Source organism: Massilia oculi (assembly GCF_003143515.1).
Taxonomy (GTDB): Bacteria; Pseudomonadota; Gammaproteobacteria; order Burkholderiales; family Burkholderiaceae_D; genus Telluria; species Telluria oculi.
The window spans coordinates 1,649,301-1,669,082 of sequence record NZ_CP029343.1 but is presented as its reverse complement, the minus strand read 5'-3'; the positions used below and the strand labels follow the sequence as shown (position 1 = coordinate 1,669,082).

21 protein-coding genes are annotated in these 19,782 nt (G+C 67.4%); 12 read left to right on the top strand and 9 right to left on the bottom strand.

Going from position 1 to position 19,782, the window contains the following annotated elements; all coding sequences use genetic code 11:
• Positions 1 to 47: 47 nt before the first annotated feature.
• The 7 genes from DIR46_RS07825 to DIR46_RS07795 are packed head-to-tail and all read right to left on the bottom strand — an operon-like array spanning position 48 to position 7,227.
• On the bottom strand, positions 48 to 1,235 hold the full coding sequence (locus tag DIR46_RS07825) for a DegT/DnrJ/EryC1/StrS family aminotransferase (RefSeq protein ID WP_109344738.1): 1,188 nt from the start codon (positions 1,233 to 1,235) through the stop codon (positions 48 to 50).
• Positions 1,232 to 3,433, bottom strand: coding sequence for a tetratricopeptide repeat protein (locus DIR46_RS07820; RefSeq protein WP_109344737.1), 2,202 nt, complete (start codon positions 3,431 to 3,433; stop codon positions 1,232 to 1,234). The genes DIR46_RS07825 and DIR46_RS07820 overlap by 4 nt, the downstream gene beginning before the upstream one ends.
• Positions 3,434 to 3,441: 8 nt before the next feature.
• Positions 3,442 to 4,194 (bottom strand): class I SAM-dependent methyltransferase, encoded by a 753-nt coding sequence (locus DIR46_RS07815; protein WP_109344736.1) that lies wholly within the window; start codon positions 4,192 to 4,194, stop codon positions 3,442 to 3,444.
• The gene (locus DIR46_RS07810) at positions 4,191 to 4,628 is read right to left on the bottom strand and encodes a GNAT family N-acetyltransferase (protein ID WP_109344735.1); all 438 of its coding nucleotides are present in this window, start codon (positions 4,626 to 4,628) and stop codon (positions 4,191 to 4,193) included. Before DIR46_RS07810 ends, DIR46_RS07815 begins: the two co-directional genes overlap by 4 nt.
• Complete coding sequence (locus tag DIR46_RS07805) at positions 4,625 to 5,581, bottom strand: glycoside hydrolase family protein (protein WP_109344734.1); 957 nt, start codon at positions 5,579 to 5,581, stop codon at positions 4,625 to 4,627. The genes DIR46_RS07810 and DIR46_RS07805 overlap by 4 nt, the downstream gene beginning before the upstream one ends.
• A 4-nt stretch (positions 5,582 to 5,585) precedes the next feature.
• A complete protein-coding gene (locus DIR46_RS07800) occupies positions 5,586 to 6,548 on the bottom strand; it encodes an exo-alpha-sialidase (RefSeq protein ID WP_109344733.1) in 963 nt (320 codons plus the stop codon).
• 1 nt (position 6,549) lies between these two features.
• Positions 6,550 to 7,227 (bottom strand): WbqC family protein, encoded by a 678-nt coding sequence (locus tag DIR46_RS07795; protein ID WP_109344732.1) that lies wholly within the window; start codon positions 7,225 to 7,227, stop codon positions 6,550 to 6,552.
• A 336-nt stretch (positions 7,228 to 7,563) separates the two neighbouring features.
• Between DIR46_RS07795 and DIR46_RS07790 the strand changes: the two genes are divergently transcribed.
• Both DIR46_RS07790 and DIR46_RS07785 read left to right on the top strand, forming a co-directional pair.
• Positions 7,564 to 8,661 (top strand): NAD(P)/FAD-dependent oxidoreductase, encoded by a 1,098-nt coding sequence (locus DIR46_RS07790; protein WP_109344731.1) that lies wholly within the window; start codon positions 7,564 to 7,566, stop codon positions 8,659 to 8,661.
• Between the two features lie 196 nt (positions 8,662 to 8,857).
• Entirely contained in the window at positions 8,858 to 9,640 is a 783-nt protein-coding gene (locus DIR46_RS07785; RefSeq protein WP_109344730.1) for an alpha/beta fold hydrolase, read from the top strand.
• A gap of 12 nt (positions 9,641 to 9,652) precedes the next feature.
• Here DIR46_RS07785 and DIR46_RS07780 read toward each other — a convergent pair whose 3' ends face one another.
• Positions 9,653 to 10,576, bottom strand: a complete 924-nt coding sequence (locus tag DIR46_RS07780; protein WP_109344729.1) for a LysR family transcriptional regulator — start codon at positions 10,574 to 10,576, stop codon at positions 9,653 to 9,655.
• A 119-nt stretch (positions 10,577 to 10,695) separates the two neighbouring features.
• Between DIR46_RS07780 and DIR46_RS07775 the strand changes: the two genes are divergently transcribed.
• The 3 genes from DIR46_RS07775 to DIR46_RS07765 all read left to right on the top strand — a co-directional run bounded on the left by DIR46_RS07775 (position 10,696) and on the right by DIR46_RS07765 (position 12,876).
• Positions 10,696 to 11,031: a nuclear transport factor 2 family protein gene (locus DIR46_RS07775; protein ID WP_205289093.1), complete on the top strand. Its 336-nt coding sequence runs from the start codon at positions 10,696 to 10,698 to the stop codon at positions 11,029 to 11,031.
• Complete coding sequence (locus DIR46_RS07770; RefSeq protein WP_109344728.1) at positions 11,028 to 11,819, top strand: SDR family oxidoreductase; 792 nt, start codon at positions 11,028 to 11,030, stop codon at positions 11,817 to 11,819. The genes DIR46_RS07775 and DIR46_RS07770 overlap by 4 nt, the downstream gene beginning before the upstream one ends.
• Positions 11,820 to 11,904: 85 nt before the next feature.
• Complete coding sequence (locus tag DIR46_RS07765; protein WP_109344727.1) at positions 11,905 to 12,876, top strand: LysR family transcriptional regulator; 972 nt, start codon at positions 11,905 to 11,907, stop codon at positions 12,874 to 12,876.
• On the opposite strand, the gene DIR46_RS07760 is transcribed toward DIR46_RS07765, so the two are convergent.
• Positions 12,833 to 13,579, bottom strand: a complete 747-nt coding sequence (locus DIR46_RS07760; RefSeq protein ID WP_109344726.1) for an RNA polymerase sigma factor — start codon at positions 13,577 to 13,579, stop codon at positions 12,833 to 12,835. The genes DIR46_RS07765 and DIR46_RS07760 overlap by 44 nt on opposite strands.
• A 236-nt stretch (positions 13,580 to 13,815) precedes the next feature.
• On the opposite strand from DIR46_RS07760, the gene DIR46_RS07755 reads away from it, so the two are divergent.
• The 7 genes from DIR46_RS07755 to DIR46_RS07725 all read left to right on the top strand — a co-directional run bounded on the left by DIR46_RS07755 (position 13,816) and on the right by DIR46_RS07725 (position 19,781).
• Entirely contained in the window at positions 13,816 to 14,433 is a 618-nt protein-coding gene (locus DIR46_RS07755) for a sigma-70 family RNA polymerase sigma factor (protein WP_109344725.1), read from the top strand.
• Positions 14,430 to 15,149, top strand: coding sequence for an anti-sigma factor (locus tag DIR46_RS07750; protein WP_162819478.1), 720 nt, complete (start codon positions 14,430 to 14,432; stop codon positions 15,147 to 15,149). Before DIR46_RS07755 ends, DIR46_RS07750 begins: the two co-directional genes overlap by 4 nt.
• The gene (locus DIR46_RS07745; protein ID WP_109344723.1) at positions 15,131 to 15,994 is read left to right on the top strand and encodes a PP2C family protein-serine/threonine phosphatase; all 864 of its coding nucleotides are present in this window, start codon (positions 15,131 to 15,133) and stop codon (positions 15,992 to 15,994) included. Before DIR46_RS07750 ends, DIR46_RS07745 begins: the two co-directional genes overlap by 19 nt.
• Positions 15,995 to 16,063: 69 nt before the next feature.
• Positions 16,064 to 17,092, top strand: a complete 1,029-nt coding sequence (gene tssA / locus DIR46_RS07740) for a type VI secretion system protein TssA (protein WP_109344722.1) — start codon at positions 16,064 to 16,066, stop codon at positions 17,090 to 17,092.
• A 29-nt stretch (positions 17,093 to 17,121) separates the two neighbouring features.
• On the top strand, positions 17,122 to 17,646 hold the full coding sequence (gene tssB / locus DIR46_RS07735) for a type VI secretion system contractile sheath small subunit (RefSeq protein ID WP_109344721.1): 525 nt from the start codon (positions 17,122 to 17,124) through the stop codon (positions 17,644 to 17,646).
• 3 nt (positions 17,647 to 17,649) lie between these two features.
• Positions 17,650 to 19,179 carry a type VI secretion system contractile sheath large subunit gene (gene tssC / locus DIR46_RS07730; RefSeq protein WP_109344720.1) on the top strand — a complete coding sequence of 510 codons (1,530 nt, stop codon included), beginning with the start codon at positions 17,650 to 17,652 and terminating at the stop codon, positions 19,177 to 19,179.
• A 110-nt stretch (positions 19,180 to 19,289) separates the two neighbouring features.
• Positions 19,290 to 19,781 (top strand): Hcp family type VI secretion system effector, encoded by a 492-nt coding sequence (locus DIR46_RS07725; RefSeq protein ID WP_109344719.1) that lies wholly within the window; start codon positions 19,290 to 19,292, stop codon positions 19,779 to 19,781.
• The last annotated feature ends 1 nt before the right edge of the window (position 19,782 follow it).

The following is a 19,782-nucleotide window of genomic DNA, read 5'->3' as shown; positions in this document are numbered from 1 at the left end:
GGGCGCCGCGGCGCCCCTGTTTCCTTGCAAATCAAGCAGTTAGCTGTTCAGGCTCGGCGCCCGTCGGCGCTGCCGACGACGGTCCGGATCACCTGCGCCACGGTCGCGATGCGCTCGGCGTCCATCGTTTCGCCGGTCGGCAGCACCATGACGCTGGCCGCGACCCGCTCGGTGGCCGGCAGCACCAGGCCGGCGTGCGGGAACAGCGAGCGGTAGGGTTCCATGCGATGGCAGCCGGGCCAGAAGTAGCGCCGCGCCATGATGTGCTCGGCGCGCAGGGCGTCGACGATGGCGTCGCGCGTGGCCGCGCACTCCGGGGCGACTTCGGCGATCACGTACTGGTAGTTGTTGCGCTCGTCCGGGTCGTACTCGATCAGCTTCACGCCCGGGATGCCGGCCAGCGCCGCGCGGTAGGCGTCGTAATTGGCGCGGTTGGCGCCGATCACGCGGTCGATCGCGTCCAGGTTGACCAGGCCCATGGCGGCGGCGATCTCGATCATCTTGCCGTTGGTGCCCGGATGGCTGACTTGGTCCAGGCCCGAGAAACCGAAGTTGCGCATCAGGCGCATGCGGCTGGCCAGTTCGTCGTCGTTGGTGACGACCGCGCCGCCCTCGAAGCTGTTGAAGAACTTGGTGGCGTGGAAGCTGAGCACCTCGCAGTCGCCGAAGTTGCCGATCATGCGGCCGCCATGGCTGCACGAGAAGGCGTGGGCCGAGTCGTACAGCAGCTTCAGGCCATATTCGTCGGCCAGCGCCTGCAGCGCCTCGACCGGCGCGGCGCGGCCCCACAGGTGCACGCCGATGATGCCGGTGGTGCGCGGCGTGATCATGCTGCGCACCGCCTCCGGGTCGAGCGTGTGGGTGGCCGGATCGATGTCGGCGAACACCGGCGTGATGCCCTGCCATTGCAGCGCATGGGCGGTGGCCACGAAGGTGTACGAGGGCACGATGACTTCGCCCTCCATGCCGGTGGCGCGGATCGCGATCTCGAGCGCGATGGTGCCGTTGCACATCGCCACGCAGTGGCGCACCCCGAGGTGGGCCGCCACGCGCGCCTCGAATTCCTGCAGCAGCGGGCCGTCGTTGCTGAGCCAGCGGCGCTCGAAGATCTGGTCCACGTAGGCCAGGAAGGCCTCTTTGTCGCCGATGTTGGGGCGCCCGACATGCAGCAGCTCGTCGAAGGCCGGGGCGGCGCCGTTGATCGCCAGGTCGGCGCTGGTGCGGATCGGCTTCATGCGCCAGCCTCCTCGGTCGCTGCCTGCTCGCCGTTGCCCAGGTCGGACAGGCGCACCCGCAAGGGGCTCGGTGCCTCGCCGTCGCACCAGCGCAGCCACATGCGGCGCAGCGCGGCTTCGATGCCGGCCGCGGCCACGCCGGGATAGCCGACCACCGAGTTGGTGAAGCGCTCGCGCATGCTGCCTCGCAGCGCCGACAGGGTGCCGGTGTTCTCGCGCAAGAAGTTCCCCAGCGCGACGAAGCTGGTGTCGTCGTTGGCCAGGAAGGACGACAGCCCGAGGTGGGCCAGGTAGCACACCGCCGAGTGGCTCGGGTTGGTCGGGCCGACCGTGACCAGGGTCGGGATGCCCATCCACAGCGCGTAGCAGATGGTGGTCGATCCGGAATACGGGAATGGGCTGAGGCAGACGTCAACCTCGTGGTGCTGGGCCATGTATTCGTAGGTCGGCACGCGCGGACGCACGAGGATGCGCTCGCGCGCGATGCCTTCTTCGGCGAACCAGGCCAGCAGGCCCTTTTCGCTGCCGCCGGACTGGCCGCCCAGCAGCAGCTTCGAATCGGGCACGCCGCGCAGCAGGCTGGCCCACAGCGCGACCGTCGGACGACTGATCTTGCTGGCGCGGTGGAAGCTGCCGAAAGTGATGTAGCCGTTGGCGAGCGCCGGCAGCGGATTGACGTCCGGCGCCGCGTTCGGCGGCAGGAACGGCGCGCTCAGCGGCAGGCGCACGATCTGCTCGGTGAACTGGTCGTCGTAGCGTCCCTCGGGCAGGTGGAACTGGTCGCTGATGTAGTAATCCATGGCCTGCAGGCCGGTGCTGCCGGCGTAGCCGATCCAGCTGCACTGGATCGGCGCCGGCTTGCACGCGAACAGCGGCAGGCGGTTGGACGCCGAGTGGCCGGACAGGTCGACCAGGATGTCGATCGCGTCGGCGCGGATCATCGCCTCGGCGCGCTCGTCGCTCTCGCCCGCGATCGAGCGCCAGTTCGGCATATAGGTGCGCAGGCGCCCGGTCACCGCGTCTTCTTCCGTGCTGTTGCTGTAGACGTAGAACTCGAGCTGGTCGCTGTGGCGCAGCATGCCGAAGATCGGCTCGACGAAGCGGGTGACGGCGTGGTGGCGCAAGTCGGCCGAGACGAAGCCGATCCGCACCTTGCGCGCCGGATTGCGCTCGTTCGGGTGCGGCTGCCAGCGCGCGCGCAGCGGGGCTTCCCACATGTCGCCGAAGGCGAAGTGCTCGCGCCGCAGTTCCTCGCCGTCGAGGGTGGCGTGGCTGAGAATGAACAGCAGGGTGCTGTGGGCGGTGGCCGAGGGCGACAGCGCCATATTGCGGCGTACCAGGCGCAGCGCATCTTCCCAGCGTCCGGCCTCGAAGTAATGGTGGGTCAGCGAGAACAGCGTGGCGATGCGGTCGGGATCGAGTTCGAGGCTGCGCTCGAAGAAGGGACGCGCATCAAGGGCCCGGCTCATCTGCTGCAGGGTGACGCCGACTTCGCACCAGTGCGCGGCATTGCCGGGTTCCAGCTCGAGCGCGCGGCGCAGGCTGGCTTCGGCGGCGTCGTGGCGCCTGAGGTCGCGCAGGCACAGGCCCTGGCGCGACAGCGCCTGGGCGTTGTCGGGATCGAGTTCGAGCGCGCGCGCGAAGCTGCACAGCGCGTCGTCGAAGCGGCGCGCGCGGTGCTCGGCCTGGCCGCGGTCGATCCAGGCGCCGAGGTGATCGGGCGCCAGTTCGGTGACCTGGCGGAAGAGGTCGGCGGCGGCCGCGAAGTCGGACGCCACGTGGCGCGCCTGGGCCAGCGCCAGCAGGGATTCGACGTCCTGCGGGGCCAGGTCGACCGCGCGCTGGGCGCTGTCGACCGCGCTGGCGAGCTGGCCGGACAGGCGCAGCGCCTCGCTCAGGCCGCGTTCCAGCACGACGTCGTTCGGCTGTTTCGCCAGGGCGCGGCGGTAGCTGTCCGCGGCCCCCTGGAAGTCGCCCAGCTCGAACTGCGCCGCCGCCATCACGCCGTGCAGGGCGAACAGCTTGGGATCGAGCGCCAGCGCGCGTTTCTGGACCGGCACCGCTTCGGCGTAGTGCCCGTGCTTTTGCAGCGCCATGCCGAGCAGGGCGTGGGCCTGGGCGTTGCGCGGGCTGGCGCGCACGGCGCGCCGGCGCTGCTCGATTTCCTGGGCCGGACTGGAGAAGGTGGGTTTGTTCATGGGGGACTCTATCGTTGTGCCGGGCCGGCTTCGCACAGCAGGAAGATGCTGGAGCACAGGTCCGGGTATTGCTGGCCGAGGGCGTAGCAGCCGTCCAGGTAGGCCGGCGAAATGATGTCGGTCTGCAGCAGGCGGTCCCACTGGAAGTTGGCCAGGGCCTTGAAGAAGATGCCGGAGCGGTGGCGCACCGCCAGGCCGGCGGCGACGGCGTCGCGCTCGAGCGTGTCGAGGCTGTAGGTGATGCGGTGGCCGTGTTCGGCCTCGGCCGGCGTGACGGCGGCGTTGTGGGAGATCAGGCCCATCTTGACCGCGATCTGGCGCGACGGCGCATTGGCGTTGGGGCAGACCAGGAACAGGCGGCCGCCCGGCGCCAGCCATTCGTCGTTGATCCGGCGCAGCAGGCCGACCGGATCGTCCAGGTGTTCCAGCACATGGGTCAGGACGATATTGTCGTAGCGGCGCGGCAGCGTCACGTCCTCGAAACGGGCGTGCACCAGGTTCGCGCGCGCGCCGACCACGGCGCGCGCTTCGGCCAGCGCCTCGCTAGAGGCCTCGACGCAGGTGACGTCGTCGAAGTGATCGAGCAGGCGGCGCGTCAGCGCGCCCTGGAAGCAGCCCAGTTCCAGCAGGCTGCCGGGCCGGAAGAACGGCGCGAAGCTGCGGATGAAATAGGGGTGCATGACGTCGAAATCGAAGCCGTAGGCGTAGCGGTGGCCGAGGGCGTCCTTGGCCTCGGCGTTGTAGTCGCGGGAGTCGTTCATTGTGGATGCTCCGAAGTGAATGCCAGTTCCATGCGTAGCTCGGGGCCGGATGCGACGGCCGGCATGAAGCCATGCTTGCGGTACAGCGCCAGCGCCGCTGCGTTGGCGTCGTGGACGGCCAGGGCCGCGCCGCGCATGCCGGCCGCCCGGGCGCGCGCCAGCGCCTCGCCCAGCAGGCGGCCGGCGATGCCGCGCCGGGTGTGGGCGGGGGCGACGCTGACATTGGAAACGTAGGCGATGCCGGTGTCGTGGTTATTGCAATAGATCGCGACCAGCCCGGCCAGGGCGTCGCCGTCCCAGGCCTCGACCAGGGTCGCTTGCGCGGCCAGCTTGGCGGCGTAGGCGTCGATGTCCACGCGCGCCGACAGCGGCGGCACGAAGCCGGCGTCGCACGCGCGCAGCAGCCGCGCGACCTGTTCGGCGCTGGCGCTCATCGTTCCAGCAGCGCCAGGCCGAAGCCATGGCGTCCGAACTCATTGCCGTTGTAGAGCAGGCAGATGCGGTCGTCGACCTTGAACACATGCGGGTAGCACTGCATGTCGCCGTCCCAGGCGCCGGGCTCGACGGCGAGCGGGATCTGGTCGTCGTCGCGGGTCCAGTTCCGCAGGTCGTCGCTCCAGGCATGGCCGATGCGGTAGCCGCGGCCGGCATTGGTGCGGAAATCGGACGATTGCCGGTAGCAGAAGAACATGTGGTGGCGCCCGTCGATCTCGGTCACCGTGGGCAGGGCCTGGCTTTCGTCCGAGCCAAGGCGGTCGGCCACGATCTGGCGCGCTTCTTCCTTGGTCCAGTGCACGCCGTCGCCGGAGGTCGCGTGGCCGATCTTGTAGGTGCGGTCGGGCGCGGCGTCGGGAGCATAACGCTTCCAGCCGGTGCCGAAGATGTACCACATGTGGAACACGCCGTCGATCACTTGCACGAAGCCGTCGCCCACCAGGCAGGGCTCGTGCAGCGACTGGGCCAGCACCGGTCCGGCGCCTTCGCGGGCGAAGGTGCGCCCGCCATCGGTGCTGACGGCCAGGCCGATCGCGGTGTCGACCGAGACCGACACGCGGCGGTTCCAGCCGGTGGTGTAGGCCAGCACCCGGTCGCCATGGCGGACCGGATTGATGGGGAAGATCCCGTGTTCGTCGAAGGCGCCCAGTTCGCCCAAGGGCAGCACCGTATGGTCGGCCACGCGCAGGATGCGCTCGAGACTGCGGTCCATGTCGACATACGCGACATGGCTCAGGAACTTGCCGCTGGCGTCGCGCGCGCGGGTCGAGAAATAGATGCGCACGTGGTCGTCGCACACCAGCGCCTGCGGCGACTGGGCGAACAGCTCGCAGCCGTTGGGCAGCGCATGCTGCGACGGGTCGAAGATCTTGCCGGTTTTGCGCCACTTCATCGCATCACTCCAGTTCGCCGTCGAGCACGGCCAGGCCGAAGCCGTAGCGGCCGACGCCGTTGCCGAGGTAGGCCATATAGGTGCGGCCATCGAGCTCGAACACGTGGGGATAGCTGACCATTTCGTCGTCCCAGCCGTTGTCCGAAACTTCCAGGCCGGCCTTGTCGTCGTCGCGCGTCCAGTGCAGCAGGTCGGTGCTGGACGCATAGCCGATGCGGTAGCCGAACTCCTTGCCCCGGTAATTGCTGCTGTAACGGTAGCAGAAGAACATATGGTATTTGCCGTTCGCGTGGATCACGTCCGGGCTGGCCTGGGCTTCGTCCGGCTCGACCCGGCTCTCGACCAGGTCGCGGTTGGCGGGCAGCCAGTGCAGGCCGTCGCCCGACGTGGCCATGCGGATCTTGTAGACCGGTTCGGCGCGGCCGTCGACCAGCTTCCACTTGCGTCCGGCGATGTAGAACAGCTGCCAGCCGCCGTCGAAGCGGCGGATCTTGGGGCCGCTCAGCACAAAGGGTTCATGCTGGGTATAGGACAGCACCGGACCGCGGCCGGCCTTGCTGAAGGTGGCGCCGCCGTCGCTGCTGGTGGCCATGCCGATGGCGACGTTGAAGGGAACGGATTCGCAGCGGGTCCAGCCGGCGTAGTAGGCGCGCACCAGGTCGCCGTCGCGCACGACCGACACCGGATAGGTGCCGAACTCGTCGAATTCACCGAGACCGCCGAGCGGCAGGATCGGTTGCTCGGCCACGCGCAGCACGCGGGTGAGGTCGCGCCGGTCGAGATCCACCCAGGCCGAATAACTGACGTACTGGCCGTTGGCGTCCGGACCGGGGCGGCACGAGAAGTACACCCGCACGTAATCGTCGAACACCAGGGTCGCCGGGGCCTGGGCGAACTCGCGCAGCCAGTCACGGCCGGGCACTTCCTGCGGGGTGAAGACCTTCCCCAGTTTCTTCCAAGTGAACATATCAGAGCAGTTCATAGTGGCCGCGCACCCAGGCGCGCACCGTTTCAAGCGGGTTGAACATCAGGACGTCCACGATCGACAGCCAGGGGATGAAGGGCGCGCCGGATTGCGGGTAGGCCAGCGGCCGCGCGCGCAGGAAATGCAGGTCGATGCCGCGCGCGGCAAACGCCGCGTGCGCATACAGTTCAGTGCCGCCGATCGGATTGAGGTAGCTGCGCGCACCCAGTGCCTGGCACAGCGCCAGCACCTTGTCCTGGGCCGCCAGGCCGTGGTCGATGGCCACGCCGGACGAGACGCGGATCGGGGTGTCGATCGCCAGGTGGGCGCAGCATTGCAGCAGGGCGTGGTGCAGGAAGCGGAACAGGTTCGTCTCGGGACAGGCGGCGATCGCCTCCAGCAGCGGCAGGGTCGCGGCATACTGCGGCGCGTGGCGGTAGCCGCCCTTGAGCTGGGCCAGCCAGCGGTGGGGACCGGGGGACAGTTCGCGTTCGACCACGTCGAGGTGGTCGGAGGCACTCTTCAATGGCAACGAGAACATGACGTCTGTGCCATTGCTCAGCATGCGGTTGCGATTGATCCAGCCCTTCTTGGTGTACTTGATATTGTCGTAGACGACAAACTCATCGGCGGCGGCGATCAGCTGGAAGTAACCGATATAGGGCAGGAAGTAAGGTTGCATGATTGCCACAACAGGCTGCGCCAGGCCCGCCCGATCGGCGCCCGGCAGCGATCCGTCCGCGCTTCCGGACGCGCCGGAAGAGGGCGGGGCATGCTGGTCTGTCATAGGGAAATCTTGGGTAGCCACCCGCTGATTGTAACGTCTGGATGCTCGCCGCCATATACCTCCAGAGCAAAATATTTCCCGTTGGCAAAATCATATTGGTGCAAATCAGAGGGTTCGAAGCCGTTCGCCACGTCGGTTTTACCTGGGCGTCGACTTGACCTCAAGTGAGCTTGAGGAATTATAAATGTCCTGTCGCCGCTTGCCGGCTCTCTCCCCTCAAGGACACCGCACATGAACACACTCTACGACACCCCGCGCCTCGCCCGGCCCGAATTCCAGACCGAACATGGCGCCATCGAAGCCGACGCCGTCATCGTCGGCGCCGGCCCGGTTGGCCTGTTCCAGGTCTTCGAACTCGGCCTGCTCGACATCCGGGCCCACGTGATCGATTCGCTGGGCGCCGTGGGCGGTCAGTGCATGGAGCTGTATCCGGACAAGCCGATCTACGACATTCCGGCCGCGCCCGTGCTCACCGGACGCGAACTGACCGACAACCTGATGCGGCAGATCGCGCCGTTCGAACCAGTCTTCCACCTGGGCCAGGAAGTGACGACCCTGCAGCGGCGCGCCGACCGCCGCTTCGACCTTGAGACCTCGCGCGGCACGCGCTTCATCGCGAAGACGGTCATCATCGCGGCCGGCGTGGGCGCCTTCCAGCCGCGCAAGCTGAAGGTGGCCGGCATCGACCGCTTCGAGGGCAGCCAGCTGTTCTACCGGGTCAAGCACCCGGAGCGCTTCCATGGCCGGCAGCTGGTGATCTGCGGAGGAGGCGATTCGGCGCTGGATTGGGCGCTGGACTTCGTGGGCAAGGCCGAATCGGTGGTGCTGGTGCACCGCAGCGAGAGCTTTCGCGCCGCCCCGGCCTCGATCGCGAAGATGAAGGCGCTGTGCGAAGCGCAGGAGATGCAGTTCATCGCGGGGCAGGTCACGGGTTTCGACGTCCAGGGCGGCCGGCTGTCCGAAGTGAAGGTGGCGGGCGCCGACGGCGTGACCCGGCGCGTGCCGGTCGACGTCCTGATGGCGTTCTTCGGCCTGCTGCCGATGCTGGGACCGATCGTCGACTGGGGGCTGGACATGGAGATGCGACAGTTGCGGGTGCGCGATACCGCGACCTTCGAGACCAGCGAGCCGGGCGTCTTCGCCGTCGGCGACATCAATACCTATCCTGGCAAGAAAAAGCTGATCCTGTCGGGCTTCCACGAGGCGGCGCTGGCGGCCTTCGGCGCCGCGGCCCATGTTTTCCCCGACAAGAAAGTGCATATGTTGTATACGACGACGTCGCCGAAGATCCACAAATTGCTGGGCGTGGAGACCCCGGTGTTCGACTGAGCAAAAAAAGTGTGTGTTGGCGCATCCGGTTCGGCCGTGGCGCCGTATATCCGACATGGACGCGCAGTGGGCGACGCGTGATGGCGTGCTGGAACATCCGTCGCCTCGGTCGCCTCGGTCGATTGACCGATACCGCGACGGTTCGGCCATCCCTATACTGGCTTCACTTACCCAACAACACCCGAAGGAGAACATCATGACCGTCAAACGCCACCTGCGCACCCTGGCCATCGCCGCCGCCCTCGCCACCATCGGCGCCAACGTCCACGCCGCCGACGCCACGGCCAGCGCCAAACCCTCCGTCGTGATCGTGCACGGCGCCTTCGCCGACGGCTCGGACTGGGCCAAGGTCATCCCGCTGCTGCAGGCCAAGGGCGTGAAGGTCACCGCGGTCCAGAACCCGCTGACCTCGCTGGCCGACGACGTCGCCGCCGCCAGGCGCGCGATCGAGAACCAGGCGGGCAAGGTGGTGCTGGTCGGCCACTCCTGGGGCGGCACCGTGATCACCGAAGCCGGCCAGCACGACAAGGTGGGCAGCCTGGTGTACGTGGCGGCGTTTGCGCCGGACGCCGGCAAGTCGACCGCGGAAACCGGCGAGGGTTATCCGGCCGCCCCCGGCAGCAAGCGTTTCGTTGCCGACAAGGAAGGCTTCCTGAGCCTGCCGGAAGCGGCGATGCGCGAAGACTTCGCCCAGGACGTGCCGGCCGCGCAAGCCGCCGTGATGACCGCGACCCAGGGCCCGATCCAGGCCAAGGCCTTCAGCGACAAGGTGACCAACGCCGCCTGGAAGGGCAAGCCGTCGTGGTTCATCGTCAGCGCCCGTGACCGCATGATCGATCCTGGCCTGCAGCGCGTGATGGCCAAGAGGATGGGCGCCAAGGTCACCGAACTGCCGGCCAGCCATGTGCCGCAACAGTCGCGTCCAGCCGATGTCGCCAAGGTGATCCTGGACGCAGTGGCGGCCACCGGCGCCAACTGAGAGAGCAGGCCGCTAGCCGAACGAGACGTCCAGCAGGCCTTCGCCGGCCAGCCGCGACGCCTCGTCGACCAGGGCCCGCATCTTGGACTGGTGCTGGCTGCGCATCGGGAAGTAAAGGTAGAGGCCGGACGTGGCCGGCACGTGGGGAGCGAGCACCCGCACCAAGCGCCCATGGCGCAGGTCGTCGGCGATCTCGATGTCCGGCAGGCGGGCGATGCCCAGCCCCTTGCGCGCCAGTTCGGCGATCATGCCGGTGTCGTTGGCGCACAGGGCGGCATCGAGATCGAGCTGGTAGTCGGCCTCGCCCTCGTGGTCACGGAAATTCCACGGCGGCAGGACGCCGGAGGTCGTGAAGCGGTAGCGGATGGTGCGGTGCTGCAGCAGTTCGCGCGGGTGACTTGGCACGCCATGCCGCTCGAAGTAGGCGGGCGAGGCGACGATCGACCAGGACAGCGGTCGGCTGAGGCGGATGGCCACCATGTCCTGGGCGATCGCCTGGCCGAGGCGGATGCCGGCATCGTAGCCCGCGGCCACCAGGTCGACCAGGCCGTCGTCGAGCGACAGGTCGAAGCTGATGTCGGGGTGGCTGGCGCGCATGCGCGGCACCAGCACCCCCGCCACCAGGCGTCCGAGGGCGCGCGGGGCGGTCATGCGGATGCGGCCAGTGGGACGGCGCTGGAATTGTTCCAGTTCCGAAAAGGCGTCCTCGATCTGGCTCACCGCCGGTTTCAATACGGCGAGCAGGCTGGCGCCCGCGTCGGTGAGGGACACACTGCGGGTGGTGCGGGTAAACAGCGGCACCCCGTGCTTCGCTTCCAGCGCGCGCACGCCCTTGCTGACCGCCGTGGGGCTGACGTTGAGGCGCCTGGCGGCCAGCGTGAAGCTGCGGTGTTCGGCGACGGCGAGAAAGAGGCGGATCAGTTCGAAAGAACTCATGACGCTGGTGATTCCTTTGATTATGAACTTAAGGTTTATTGAGCATATCGTTTTTGGATCTTTTTCACCATAGTGGTGGACTCTACACTGGAAGTACTTACTTTCAAGGAGAAACCAACATGATCAATCTGCCTTCCGCCATTTCGACGTATGTCGAGGCCAGCAACGCGCAGGATGCCCAGCGCGTGGCCGCCGTCTTCCTGCCCGACGCCACCGTGCACGACGAGGGCCGCCAGCATCGCGGCCGTGCGGAGATCGCCGCCTGGGCCGGGGACAGCGCGCGCCGGTACGCCGCCACCATGGTCCCCCTTGGCCTCGACCGCGTCGACGGCAAGGATGATGCCTATGCCTTGCGCGCCGAAGTGAGCGGCAACTTCCCCGGCAGCCCGATCGCGCTCGCCTTCCATTTCGCACTGCAGTCCGACAGCATCGCTTCCCTGGAGGTCAAGCCATGAGCAACGCCATCAACAACTACGCCTTCGAAGGCAAGCGGGCGCTGGTCACCGGCGGCACCAAGGGCATGGGCGAGGCCATCGTGCGTACGCTGGCCGCGCGCGGCGCCACCGTGATCGCCCCGGCGCGCAAGCTGCCGGAGGATCCGGTGGCGTCGGTGCGCTACGTGGAGGCCGACCTGGCCAGCGTCGACGGCGTGCGCCGCCTGGTGGACACCGTCCAGGGCGAGTTCGGTCATCTCGACCTGTTGGTCAATAACGTCGGCGGATCGTCGGCGCCGGGTGGGGGCGCGCTGGCCCTGACCGATGCCATGTGGGACGAGGCGCTCCAGCTCAACCTGATGAGCGCGGTGCGGGTCGACCGCGCCTTCCTGCCGGCGATGGTGGCGCGGGGCGTCGGCGCCATCGTGCACATCACCTCGATCCAGCGCCGCCTGCCCCTGTATGAATCGACCGTCGCCTACGCCGCGGCGAAGGCCGCCCTGGCTAGCTACAGCAAGTCGCTGGCCAATGAATTCGGGCCGCGCGGCATCCGCGTCAACGCCGTCGCCCCCGGCTTCATCGAAACCACCGCCGCCCATGCGTTGCTCGAGCGCCTGGCGGAGCACGGCGGCGGCGGCGTCGAGGCCGCCCGCGAACGGGTGATGGCGTCGCTCGGCGGCATCCCGATCGGACGCCCCGGCAAACCCGAGGAAGTCGCCGAGCTGGTCGCCTTTTTATTGTCGCCGCTGGCGGCCTCGGTCCACGGCGCCGAGTTCGTCATCGACGGCGGCACCATACCCACCGTATGACGTCATGATCATATGACGTCAACCTGATGAAAACGTTTGCAGGAGGCGCGAGGGCCTCCTGCGGACTTCCTGAAAGATCAACGCCATGAACAAGCCACTATTTCTTTCGCGCGTCGCGCCGTCCTTGCGCGGCGCCGACCTGCCGCTGCTGCTCTCGCTGAACGTGTTGCTCGAGGAGTGCAACGTCACGCGCGCCGCGGCGCGCCTGCACGTGAGCCAGCCGGCGCTGTCGGCCCAGCTGTCGCGCCTGCGGCAGCTGTTCAACGATCCGCTGCTGGTGCCGGCCGAGAGCGGGCGCGGCCTGGCGCCGTCGCCGTTCGCGCTCAAGCTGCACCGCCGGCTGCAGCCCGCGCTGGCGGGACTGAACGCGGCGGTGCGCTTCGACACCGACGACTTCGATCCCGGGAGCGCGGCGCGCACCTTCAATATCGTCGCCAACAACACGGGCGCCGCCGTGATCCTGCCGGGGCTGGCGCAGCGCATGCAGGCGGTGGGCAACAAGAACCTGCGCCTGACCCTGGCCGCGCCGGACGAGAGCGACCTGGCGAGCAAGCTCGAAAAAGGCGACGTGGACCTGTGCTTCAGCACGGCCTGCCTGCTGCCGTCGGGCCTCCTGAGCCGCGAGTTGATGACGACGCCCTACGTGATGGTGCAGCGCAAGGGTCATCCGCGCGGCAAGGTCCCGGTGCCCCTGGGCGAATACTGCAAGCTGGATCACGTGAATGTGGCGCGCGACAGCAACCTGCACGGATTCATGGACGAACAGCTATACCGGTTGGGCCATTCGCGCCACACGATGATGGCGGTGCGTGACTTCAGCGCGGTCGCGGCGATCGTCGGACAGAGCGACCTGGTGTGCACCGTGCCGGCCTTCATCGCACCCTATAACGACTTCTCCGTCGATGTGGTCGACCTGGCGTTTCCCTTCCTGACCTATACGCTGTGCATGGCGTGGCATCCGAGCAGCGACGGCGATCCGGGATTGCTGTGGCTCCGTACCCAGATGCAGGAAGTCATGGAAGGCAGCCCGCGAGTGTGGGACCAGCGGGGCGCCTGACCTTCGCGCCAAGCCGCTCCTTGACCGGCGGCGCCTTGACGCCACGCCGGCGCTTCTCCGTACGCAGATGGACCATTGCGCGCCGGCGCGTCCCCGACACCATGATCTGCTGGACGTCCCCCGGTTCTTCCAGGCAGACGCGCAGCCGCTCCAGGCCGCGCCGCAACCAGCTTTTCGCCGTGCCCAGCGGCACGCCGAGATGGCGCGCGATCTCGGCATGCGTCAATTCCTGCCCGAAGGCCAGTGCGATGCTCTGGCGCTGGGCCGGCTCCAGCCGCGCCATCGCCTGCTCGAGGCGCATGCGCGCCACCGCATCGTAGACCTGGGCGCCGGGGTCGGGATCGGGGCCATCGCACTGTTCGATGTCGGCCAGCAGCGCCGGATCTTCTTCCGACATCAGCGAGGCAATGCCGTTGCGGTTGCTGCGCAGGATGCTGAAGGCGCGGTTCCTGACGATCGCGATCAGCCAGGTCATCGGGCTGGCCTGGCCGGGCCGGAAGGATTTCGCGTGCAGCCAGATGCTGAGGTAGGCATCTTGCAGCACGTCTTCCGCCAGGCTTGGCAGCCGCAGCAGGCGCAGGGCCGTGTGGTACAGGTAGTCGTGGGTCAGGGCGTGCAATTCCCGGAATGCCGTGTGGTCCCCGGTTGCCGCGGCGGTGATCAGGCCCGCCAGGTGACTGTGTCGATCGTGTGTCAGGTTCATGGACTGGATCGTGCAGGAAACCAAAAGTCACCGCCAATCGTATCTCCTTATGCCAAGCTATCGTGTTTAGTTATTTGATAGGGAAAACCTAATAAAAGCACAAGTGTCGTTACGAATTGTCAATACAAATTGCTTTCCGTACGAGGGTGGGAATACACGGCGATTCGCGCATCCAGGTGCGCGATTCCGGCGTAGCTAGACGCAATCGCCAACCGATCCTTTATCCAAGTACGCACATGCTCAACCACACACCGGAAAACCAGCGCCTGGTCAACTTGCTCGCACGCGTCGCGCTGCGCGACCAGCAGGCTTTCAAGGAACTCTACGACCTGACCAGCGCCCACCTGTACGGTGTCGCGCTGCGCTACCTGCGCACCGCGTCCACCGCCGAGGACATCCTTCAGGAAGCGTATATCAACGTCTGGCAGCAGGCGGGAACCTACGCGGCCACGCTGTCAGCCCCGATGACCTGGCTGATCAGCGTGGTGCGCAACAAGTCGCTCGACCACCTGCGCAAGTTCAAGCGCGAGATGGAAAGCACCGTGCAGTCCATCGATGCTGTCGATGCGGGCGCCGAAGGGCAGGTCGACGCGATCGCCGACCACGCCGACCCGCACGAGCTGTTCAGCGCCGCCACCGAGGCGATGGTCCTGAAGCGCTGCGTGGCGCAGCTGGACGCGCCGCAGCGCCAGTCGCTGGCACTCGCGTTCTATGACGGCCTGTCGCATTCCGAACTGGCCGAGCACCTGCGGGTGCCACTGGGGACGGCCAAGGCCTGGGTGCGGCGCGGACTCGAGCGGCTCAGGAAATGCATCGAAGCGCAGCGTCAGCCCGCGACCGGGAGGGCGTCGTGAACTACGAACGGCCCGAACTGCTGGACAAGCTGGCCGGCGCCTATGTGCTGGGGACGATGGGCGCGGGCGCACGGCGCCGTTTCACACGCCTGCAGGCCCGGTCGATCGCGGTCCAGCGCGCGGTGGCCGACTGGAACAACCGCCTGGCGCCGCTGTACGGCAACATCCCGGCCGTGGCGCCGCCGCCAGCGCTGTGGACGCGGATCTCGGGGCGCATCCAGCGCGACGGCGATGCGCAGCCGGCGCGGCAAATCCTGGACCGGCTGAGGAAATGGTTCAAGCCGGTGGTCGGCTTCGCCCTCGGCGCGGCGGTGGCCACCGCCTTCGTCTCGCATAACGCGCACCTGTTCGGCATGCACCATATGTCGGCGGCGCTGCCTGCCAGCTATGTCGGCATCCTGCAGGACGAGGGCGGCAAGAGCCGGCTGACCGTGGGCTCGCACCGGCATGGCGAGACGATGACCATCAGGCTGCTGGCGCCGCTCGCAATCCCGCCGGGGCGGGTGGCGCGCCTGTGGGCGCTGCCGGCGCATGGCGCGCCGGTGCCGATCGCGAACGTCGTCGTCGGCGCGAAAGCGCCGCTTCCACTCGGCGCGCCGGCCGAGGAGGTGTTTGCCGGAATATCCCGGCTGGCGCTGAGCTTCGAGGAAGACCCTGCGGCGCCGCGGCCCACCGGCCCTTATGTATTGAGCGGCCCATGCGTCAGGTTCTGGTGAACGCGCGCCTGGCGATGCAGGCCTGCGGCATGAGCGAGGCCGGCGAGGTGCGCACGCGTAACGAAGACCGTTTCGTGGTCGACGATGCCCTCGGCCTGGTCGCTGTGGCCGACGGCATGGGCGGCCACATGTCGGGCGAGGTCGCCAGCAGCGGCGCGCTGGCGGCGCTGGCCGCCAGCCTTGCCGACGGCCACGCGCGCTTGCAGAAGATGGGAGAGGAGGGCGACCCCGACGCCACCGACCTCGACCTGCGCTGGAACGGCACCGTGCGCCTGCGGCGCGCGGTCGATCGCGCCAATGCGCTGCTGTACGAACAAAACCGCGCCCGCGGCCAAGCCGACGGCGACGGCATGGGCAGTACCCTGACCGGCCTGCAGTTCCTGCCGGCGCTGGGCGCCGTGCTCTCGTTCCACGTCGGCGACAGCCGCTTGTACCGCTATCGGGATGGCGGTCTGGTCCAGCTGACGCGCGACCAGACCGCCTACCAGCTGGCGCTGGAATCGGGCACGCCCGGCGAGCTGCCGCCACGTAACCTGCTGCTGCAGGCCATCGGCCCGGCGCCCGTCGTCGCGCCCGACTTCGATTACCACGAGGTGCGCGCCGGCGACCTGCTGCTGCTGTGCAGCGATGGCCTGCATGGCTGGGTGCCGCATGCAGAGATCGCGGCGCTGCTGCGCCGCGAAGACGATCCGGGCGCGGCCTGCGCCGGCCTGCTCGACTTGAGCCGGCGCCACGCCAGCCGCGACAACGTCACGGTGCTGCTGGCGCGCTTCGAGGCGACCGGCGCGCACGACGAAGCAAAAAATATCGCGGCGCACGCGTCCAGTCGATCCGGCCCCGCGTAAGTCTTCCTGTACGACGAGCGCGGAAATCGTGATGACGGTTCCCGCCTCGTTCCAATCAATGGAAGCGCCATGAACGACCTGCTATCGACCTCCATCGCGGACCTCGCCGCGCCACTCGACGACTCGCTGCCCTGCGGCGAGAACCTGGAATACGACCCGCAATTCCTGGCGCTCGAAGCGGCGCTGAACGGCAAGCCCGAAGTCCAGTACGGCAGCACGATCACGCCGGCCACGGGCCCGGACTGGAAAACGGTGCGCGCGCTGGCGCTCGAGCTGATGGGGCGTACGCGCGACCTGCGCGTGGCCGTCGGTCTGACTCGCGCGCTGCTTGGGCAGGAAGGCGCGCCAGGCCTCGCCGCGGGACTGTCGCTGCTGGCGGCGCTGCTGTCCACGCAATGGGAGCAGCTGCATCCGCAGCTCGACCCCGACGACGATAACGACCCGACCTTGCGCCTGAATACATTGGCGGCGTTGGTGGAGGCGGGCGGCATGCTGCGCCAGTTGCGCGACATGCCGCTGGTCGAGGTGCGCGCCATCGGCGCCTTCGGCCTGCGCGAGATCGACGCCGGCGAGCAGGACGAAACTGGCGACCCATCCAGGGCTGCCCCGGCGACGATTCTGGCCGCGTTCGGGGCGGCGTCGCAGGACGACCTTGGAACGACGTGCGCTGCCCTCGATGCCGCCGGCGCCAGCGTGGCGGAGATCGAAGCGACGCTGGCCCGCCACCTGGGCGCCGGCATGGGCATCGACCTCACGCCGCTCGCCAGCCTGTTGCAGCGCGCGGCGGGCCAGGTGCGCCCGCACCTGGCCGCAACGGCCGGCACGTCGCTGGAAGCCGCGGAGAGGGATGGCGCCGCGCCGGCCGCCCTGGCCACCGCGCGCGCCGATGGCGAGATCGCGGGCCGCGCCGACGTGGTGCGGCTGCTGGAGCGCATCTGCGCCTGGTATGCGCGCGCGGAACCGTCCAGTCCCGTGCCGCTGCTGCTGCAGCGGGCCAGGGGCCTGGTCGAGATGAATTTCACCGAATTGATGGAGGAGCTCGCCCCCGATGGATTGAACCAGCTGGCGCAGATCAGCGGTATCCGGGGCGATTCATGAACACGTACCACATTTAACGGAGTCTTATCGTGGCTAAAGAAAGCAGTCAGAAGTTCATCGCGCGCAACCGTGCGCCGCGGGTGCAGATCGAGTACGACGTCGAAGTCTATGGCGCCGAGAAAAAGGTGCAGCTGCCCTTCGTGATGGGTGTGTTCTCCGACCTGTCGGGCACGCCGGCCGAAGCGTTGCCGCCGGTGGCCGAGCGCAAATTCCTGGAGATCGACGTCGACAACTTCGACGACCGCCTCAAGTCGATGAAGCCGCGCGTGGTGACGACGGTGCCCAACACCCTCACCGGTGAGGGCAATCTGGCGATCGAGATGACCTTCGAGAGCCTGGACGATTTCACGCCCGGCGCGATCGCGCGCAAGGTCGATTCGCTGCGCACCATGCTGGAAGCGCGCAGCCAGCTGGTCAACCTGATGACCTATATGGACGGCAAGACCGGCGCCGAAGAGTTGATGGCGAAGCTGATGGGCGATCCGGCCCTGATGCAGGCGCTGACCGCCGCACCCAGGCCGGAAGACGCCGCCGGCCAATCGCAAAAAGGATAAACGATGGCCAATGCAAACCAAGAACTTAGTCAGCCCGTGAATCAGCCCGTGAATCAGCCCGTAAATCAGCCCGCGCCCGAGGGTACGCTCGCCGCGAACGACTTCGCGAGCCTGCTGCAGCAGGAATTCAAGCCGCGCACCGACAAGGCGCGCGATGCGGTCGAGAACGCCGTGCGCACCCTGGCCCAGCAGGCCTTGCAGGACGCCACGGTGGTCGGCGGCGACGTGCTGGTCACGATCGAGGGACTGATCGCCGGAATCGACCGCAAGCTGACCGAACAGATCAACCACATCCTGCACGACAGTCAATTCCAGGCGGTGGAAAGCGCCTGGCGCGGCCTGCACCACCTGGTCAGCAATACCGAGACCGACGAGATGCTCAAGATCCGCGTGATGAACATCTCGAAGACCGAGCTGCACAAGACGCTGCGCAAGTACAAGGGCGTGGCTTGGGACCAGAGCCCGGTGTTCAAGAAACTGTACGAGGAAGAATACGGCCAGTTCGGCGGCGAGCCGTATGGCGCCTTCGTGGCCGACTACTATTTCGGCAACAGCGCGCCCGACGTCGAGCTGCTCACTCAGATGGCGCAGGTGTCGGCCGCCGCCCATGCGCCGCTGATCAGTGCGGCCGATCCGGGCGTGATGCTGATGGACTCGTGGCAGGAGCTGGCCAATCCGCGCGATCTCACCAAACTGTTCCAGACGCCGGAACACGCCGCCTGGCGCTCGTTCCGCGAATCCGAGGATTCGCGCTACGTCGGCCTGGCGATGCCGCGCTTCCTGGCACGCGCGCCTTACGGCGCCAGGACCAATCCGGTCGAGGAGTTCGACTTCGAGGAGACCACCAATGCGCCGGGCGCGCGCGACTTCACCTGGGCCAACGCGGCCTACGCGATGGCGGTGAACATCAACCGCTCGTTCAAGCACTACGGCTGGTGCTCGCGGATCCGCGGCATCGAATCGGGCGGCGCGGTCGAGAACCTGCCGGTGTACACCTTCCCGACCGACGACGGCGGGGTCGACATGACTTGCCCGACCGAGATCGCGATCAGCGACCGGCGCGAGGCCGAGCTGGCCAAGAACGGCTTCATGCCGCTCGTGCACAAGAAGAACAGCGACCTGGCCGCCTTCATCGGCGCGCAGTCGATGCACAAGCCGGCCGAGTACGACGACCCGGACGCCACCGCCAACGCCAACCTCGCCGCGCGCCTGCCTTACCTGTTCGCGACCTGCCGCTTCGCCCACTACCTCAAGTGCATCGTGCGCGACAAGATTGGCTCGTTCAAGGAGCGCGACGACATGGAGCGCTGGCTGACGCGCTGGATCATGCAGTACGTGGACGGCGATCCGGCCAGCTCGAGCGAGACGACCAAGGCCAAGAAACCGCTGGCCGCGGCCGAGGTGATGCTGCAGGAAGTCGAGGGCAACCCGGGCTACTACAACGCCCAGTTCTTCCTGCGCCCGCATTACCAGCTCGAAGGCCTGACCGTGTCGCTGCGCCTGGTCTCCAAGCTGCCGTCGTCCGTCGGCTGATTTTTCTTGACTGATTTTGTTGATTCAAATGCGCGGACCGGAAGTCCGCGCCTATCCAGGCAATACAAACCCGCCAGGGCCAGGCGCCCCGGCATTACAGGAGAAGCGACATGGCTGTAGATATGTTCATGAATTTGGACCCGATCAAGGGCGAAACGATCGACGATGAGCGCAAAGCGAAAGGCGATATGGACGTGCTGGCCTGGAGCTGGGGCATGACCCAGTCGGGCACCACCCATATGGGCGGCGGCGGCGGCGGCGGCAAGGCCAGTTTCCAGGACCTGTCGTTTACCAAGTACATCGACAGCGCCACCAATGCGCTCATGAAAACGCTGGCCACGGGCGAGCATATCCCCAAAGCCGTGCTGACGGTGCGCAAGGCCGGCAAGGGCCAGCAGACCTATCTGACCATTACGATGACACAGGTGCTGGTAACCTCGATCTCCACCGGCGGCAGCGGCGGCGAGGACCGCCTGACCGAGAACGTCACGCTCAACTTCGCCAAGGTCGAAGTCGCCTACACCCCGCAGGATGACAAGGGCACGGTGGCCGGCGACAAGACCTTCACCTACAACATCGCGGGCAATAAAGCCGAAGGCTGAT